Annotated in this window: 4 protein-coding genes; 2 read left to right on the plus strand and 2 right to left on the minus strand. The window is 40.4% G+C overall.

Going from position 1 to position 5,564, the window contains the following annotated elements:
- Positions 1-22 precede the first annotated feature (22 nt).
- The gene (locus VB797_RS07195) at positions 23-781 is read right to left on the minus strand and encodes a hypothetical protein (protein WP_323236978.1); all 759 of its coding nucleotides are present in this window, start codon (positions 779-781) and stop codon (positions 23-25) included.
- Positions 782-1,160: 379 nt separating this feature from the next.
- Positions 1,161-3,251, minus strand: coding sequence for an S-layer homology domain-containing protein (locus VB797_RS07200; RefSeq protein ID WP_323236979.1), 2,091 nt, complete (start codon positions 3,249-3,251; stop codon positions 1,161-1,163).
- 346 nt (positions 3,252-3,597) lie between these two features.
- Here VB797_RS07200 and VB797_RS07205 point away from each other — a divergent pair, with 346 nt between their 5' ends.
- Together VB797_RS07205 and VB797_RS07210 are read left to right on the plus strand one after the other, a co-directional pair.
- On the plus strand, positions 3,598-4,599 hold the full coding sequence (locus VB797_RS07205; protein WP_323236980.1) for an ABC transporter ATP-binding protein: 1,002 nt from the start codon (positions 3,598-3,600) through the stop codon (positions 4,597-4,599).
- Complete coding sequence (locus VB797_RS07210) at positions 4,600-5,412, plus strand: ABC transporter permease (RefSeq protein WP_323236981.1); 813 nt, start codon at positions 4,600-4,602, stop codon at positions 5,410-5,412. It begins immediately after the preceding gene.
- Positions 5,413-5,564 lie beyond the last annotated feature (152 nt).

Genomic DNA, 5,564 nt, shown 5'->3' on the forward strand with positions numbered 1-5,564 from the left:
CCATCCCCTTGTCTCCCCCTCCTCAATCCTCAACAATGGCTTTCAATTTTGAGGTAAAAATATCTGAGGAATCGCTTTTTTCTGGGGTGAATTGTTCGATGGGAGGATGATTTCTCGCTGGAGGGAGAAGCTTTGCTATGGTTTTAGAAATAAAGGGTGCTTCTAATTGGTCTTCTAATTGCTCTTCTAATGTAATTTTGGAATCTGTAACAATATGTCTCGTTTCTGTTAGAGTTTGCGGTGCTGAGCTATAGGTACTATAGGTAGTTGCTGTAGGGCTTTTTGATGCGGATACAACGATCTTTGATGAGACGGGAAGCGCTTTTGGTACATTTTGATCGCTAGATTTATTTTCTACTTCGGCACTCGTTGATTCTGTTTTATCGTTGTTTCTAGCAATACTTTTTTGATATGAGGAATTGACTATTTGCGATGATTGGTAATTCTTTATTAACTCCTTTATAGTAGAATTACTCGCCACGCTTGGTAATGCTGGTGGTAAACGATTCCATTTCAAATCTTCGGGTAACTTGTTACAAATTAAGCTCTCAAATTCTAGGTTGAAATGATAGCTGGGATAATTTCTTCTTAACCAAAGAGTTAGTATCTGCTGTACTGAAACTGCTTTGTAACGTCCTTGATATAGTGCCTCGATGATTCCCAAATGCACCCAATTGGACGGATATTGATTTTCCCAACGTTTGACTAACTCGCTGGCACCATACCCACCGAGGTCAAAACTGTAATGTGTTAACAGTGATACTGCTAAATTGTTAGTCACGTCCGAAGTTTGGGTGAACATGGATTGGAAACTAGGGGAGATGGGCTTATATTCTGCTACCATCGCAAAAATAAATAAAGTGTATTTTGATACGACGAACTGTTCCTAAGTATTGCAAATTTAATTGCATAGTGCTTCTTTTTAATTAAAATCCTGCATCCACCCCCGCGAGTATAATTTGTAATTCGTAATTCGTAATTCGTAATACCCTTCCCTACGGGACACCTTGCGGTGAACGGGAACACAGAAAGGTGAACGTAATTCGTAATTAACTCCCCATAAACAAAATTTAGGAGCTTCGTTTTTGGTCTAATCCTCGGTGAAAATGCAGTTAATTGCTAATTGCTAATTGCGAATTGTGGTTTATACATTCTACTAATCAATTGCCTGTAGGAAAAATTATATAGGGCGAATTGATGGCAGGTGTACGTTTTATTGCTACCAGTGCTTGATAAACCATTGCTGCAACTTCAGCCCTGGTGGCTTCTCGGTTTGGTTCGATTTTTCTGGGTTCTGGATAATTTACCACAATTCTTTGTTGTGTAGCAGTTGCAACAGCCGTCCGCGCATAATTAGGAAGGGTTTTACTATCTGTAAAGTTTTGTAAAGTAGATTCGTGAGCAGTTGGTAATGCTAATCCGTTGACTAAGGAAACAAGTACCTGTAAGCGCTGAACATTTTCTTGGGGACGAAAGGTGCCATCGCTAAATCCTCCCACAAAACCGCCTTGTGCTGCGGCTTTAATTGGTTTATATGCCCAAAAGTTGGTCGGGATGTCAAAAAAATCACCTGAAGCACCTTTTGCTGTGGGGTTAAAAGCTTGGACGATCAAGGCAGCGTATTGAGCGCGGGTCATGGGTGTATCGGGTTGGTAAGTACCATCCGCGAAACCACTTGTTAATTTGAGACTGACTAAACTGCGGATAAATGGTTCTGCCCAATGTCCTTCTAAATCGGTAAAGGAAGTCATGTCTACATCGGGTTTAACGATATAGGGAGAAGCGATCGCCTTTTGTTTGCCTAGTGCGACTAATGCTTGATAAATCAACGCTGCGACTTCAGCGCGGCTGATATCTCGTAAAGGTTCTAGTTGTTCGGTTTGCGGGTAATTTACTACCAACAGTTTTTGGGTGGCGATCGCCATTGTGTTGGTGGCGTAGCTGGGAATTTGAACGCGATCGCGGTACATTGTCAAAATGTTGGGATTTCCGCCTTGGAGTTTCAACCCGCTGACAATTGAGACTATTGCTTGAACCTTAGTTAAATTTTGTCCCGGACGAAACGTACCGTCGGGAAAGCCGGTGATAAAACCTATTCCAGCGCCGCGAGCAATCGCTGAAGCTGCCCAAAAGTTGGGATTAATATCTGTAAAATTACGTATCTGTTTTGTTAGAGGTAATTGAAAAGTCTTAGAAATTATCGCAGCATACTGAGCGCGAGTTATAGGGGCTTCCGGTACAAAAGTACCGTCAGGGAATCCGCTAACTAATCCTTTTTCGTAAAGTGCTTCGACAAAAAGCGCAGCCCAATGCCCATTTAAATCGGGAAAATTGCTATTTACAGATAGCTGAGCGGGATTGGTATCGATGGCGATCGCCACAAATTCGACTAACCCTTTGACTGAAGTTGGATTCAAGGAATTACCTGCTGATACCAACTTAATTGATGTCGCATTCAGTACGTCATATTCCTGGTTATCGCGAAAAATATTACCAGCAGGATCTTGAGAACTACCCAAATCAGGAGTAGAATCACCGTTAAGCAGCAAGCCACCGGAGGAATTATCGGCAATCAAATTGCATCTAAGTACCGGGCAAGCTTCGCGGGATAAAGCGATTCCCGTGTGGTTTTCCGAGAGTTTATTATTAGCTATTAAAGGTGCCGCAAAATCACTGATAGCCATACCTATGGGATTTTTTTGGATTGTATTCCGCAAGATCTCACCTTTGGAGTTACGAGCCATTACCAGCCCAGCGGAACCATTTTGAGTAAAGATATTATCTAAAATTGCGGGTTTGGCATTACCGCTAATAAATATTCCTTCCCGACGACATTTTATAAAAGTATTATTAGCAACAGTAGGGGAAGTCGAATCAATCCAAATACCCGTACCCTTATTAACCGGATTAGTAACGGTAACACCCATTAATTGAGCATCATCAGCGAGAACCAAAGTAATGTTTTGTAAACCAAAACTTTTAGTTTCATAGTCACCGCTACCTTCAATTAAAATACCTTGACCTTTAGTTGCTTCATTACCCACCACCCAAACACCGTTAGGAATAATTAATGGGAAAACTTCACCATTTGCAGCATGATAAGTTCCAGAAGCCAACTGAATAATTGCCGGAGGACGAACAGTATTTAACGTATTAGTAAGACTTTTAAAAGGAGACAACCTCGAACCATTATTGGTATCCCTGCCGATGACTGGATTGATATAAATAGTGTTTAAGATCGAATTAACCATATTTTATCAAAAAGGTAATTGGTAATTGGTAATTGGGAATAAAAATATTTAAATATCCTATACCCTAATTTTTTCTTTTTTATGTATATATCTCTAACTGTCTAATAACTTTCTAAAATAGTCCTTTATACTCAGTTTTTCTGCTTTTTAAGTAACAAAAACAGCTAGTAAGGTGAAAGTTTAAGGTTTAAAGGTTAGGACTTACGTAATGTCAGCCGAACAGTTCCTTAGCCATCAAACCACCTTCCGGGTTTCCCCACCTCCCATCCCAACTGCTGATCTCAATTACCCATTACCAATTCCCATAGTATTAAGATAAATTTGTCGTATTATCGGTGGCATTTAAATGATTGAAGTTGAGCATTTGCATAAAGTATACGGTTCTACCCCAGCGATAGAGGATGTAACTTTCAACGTTGAGGAAGGGGAAATTCTGGGATTTCTCGGACCTAACGGTGCGGGGAAAACTACTACCATGAGGATTTTAACTGGTTATCTTCCGGCGACAAGCGGGACGGCGCGAATTGCTGGGTTTGATGTCCATGAAAATTCTTTGGCTGTGCGGCAGAAAATCGGTTATTTACCGGAAAATCCGCCGCTATATCCAGAAATGTCGGTGGAAGGTTTTTTATTTTTTGTGGCACGTATTAAAGGAATAAGTGCGGGGGATAGAAGAAGTAAAGTTAAAGCAGCAATGGAACGCTGTAACTTAACAGATAAACGTCACGTCCTAATTCGTAAACTTTCTAAAGGATATCGTCAAAGAGTTGGGATTGCTCAAGCAATTGTCCATGACCCACCTGCGATCGTGCTTGATGAACCCACCGTAGGACTAGACCCCCGACAAATCATTGATGTCCGTAATTTAATCAAAAGCCTCGCTGGTAGCCATACAATTATCATTTCTACGCACATTTTGCCAGAAGTCAGCATGACCTGTAACCGCGTAGCGATTATCAATAGCGGTAAAGTAGTAGCAACGAATACCTTAGATAATTTGATGAGCGAGTTAACGGGTGGTTCTGGCTATGAATTAGAAGTTGAGGGAGAAGCTGCTTTAGCCAAGCAAATGTTGCAGAATTTACCAGGTATAAATCTGGTAGAATCAATTCCGATGTTAAGAGACGGTAAAAATCAACTCGAACAAAATCGCGTCAGGATGCGAGTAGTATCGCAACCAGGAACAGAACCCGGAAGCGCGATCGCAGCAGCTTTATATCAAGGAGGATTTAGTTTACATGAAATGCGACGGATTAACGCTACCTTAGAAGATGTATTTTTGCAGTTAACTAGGGAAGAAAAGGCTTTACAGACGGAATCAGAAGTAAATCTTGGAGAAGCAGCTTAAATGGGTGTAGTGCTAGGTAATATAATTGCTATTTATCGTCGAGAATTGCAAACCTATTTTGTATCGCCATTAGCTTATGCGATCGCCGGGATTTTCTGGTTTTTAGCCGGGTTATTTTTTGTCTTGATTTTGCTCGGTCCCGATGGCATTTTAGCAGCAGTTGCTAACTATGAATTGCAGGCACAAAGAACTGGAATTGCAATACCTGCCATAGATGTTCCTTACGAATTTGTCAAAGCATTTTTAGATAGAATGGGATGGCTTTTATTATTTGTATTACCTATTCTTTCAATGGGGCTTTATGCAGAAGAACGCAAGCGCGGAACTTTGGAACTTTTAGCCACATCTCCCATTACTAATTGGGCGGTTGCTGTCGGTAAGTTGTTAGGAGTATTAACGTTTTTTGTAACATTAATTTTACCGTTGATGGTACTAGAAGCAGTAGTTTTAAGCGCATCACAACCATCCGCAAACCTGGCAATTCCCTTACTCGGTCACTTTGGGCTATTGTTACTAGCAGCATCAATTTTATCCTTGGGGATGTTTATTTCATCTTTAACTAACAGCACAATTTTATCTGCCGTTCTAACTTTTGCAGTAATTTTAATGTTGTTATTTATTGATTTAGTCGCCAAATTTATCGGCGGTCCTATAGGAGCAGTTTTAGGTCATTTATCCTTGTTACAGCATTACAACAACATGATTCAGGGGATATTTGACACTAGTAGTTTAATATTATTTCTCAGCTATATTATTTTAGGCATTTTTCTCACCGCACAATCTATTGATGCATTTCGCTTTCAACGACAGTAATTAGGAGTTAGGATTTTGGATTACCCTGCGGGAAGACGCTTTCGCGTCAATGGATTTTAGATTTTGGATTGGGGGTAGGAGTTGGGAGTTAGGAATTAGGAGTTAGGAGCTAGGAGTTAAAAATTAGACATAAATAATAAATGGTTACTGGT

Origin of the sequence: Rivularia sp. UHCC 0363 (assembly GCF_034931125.1) — a bacterium.
Classification (GTDB): Bacteria; Cyanobacteriota; Cyanobacteriia; order Cyanobacteriales; family Nostocaceae; genus Rivularia.

Coding starts and splice junctions, on each gene's coding strand:
- VB797_RS07200 (WP_323236979.1), bottom strand. CDS start 3,251: ATGGTTAATTCGATCTTAAACACTATTTATATCAATCCAGTCATCGGC.
- VB797_RS07205 (WP_323236980.1), top strand. CDS start 3,598: ATGATTGAAGTTGAGCATTTGCATAAAGTATACGGTTCTACCCCAGCG.
- VB797_RS07210 (WP_323236981.1), top strand. CDS start 4,600: ATGGGTGTAGTGCTAGGTAATATAATTGCTATTTATCGTCGAGAATTG.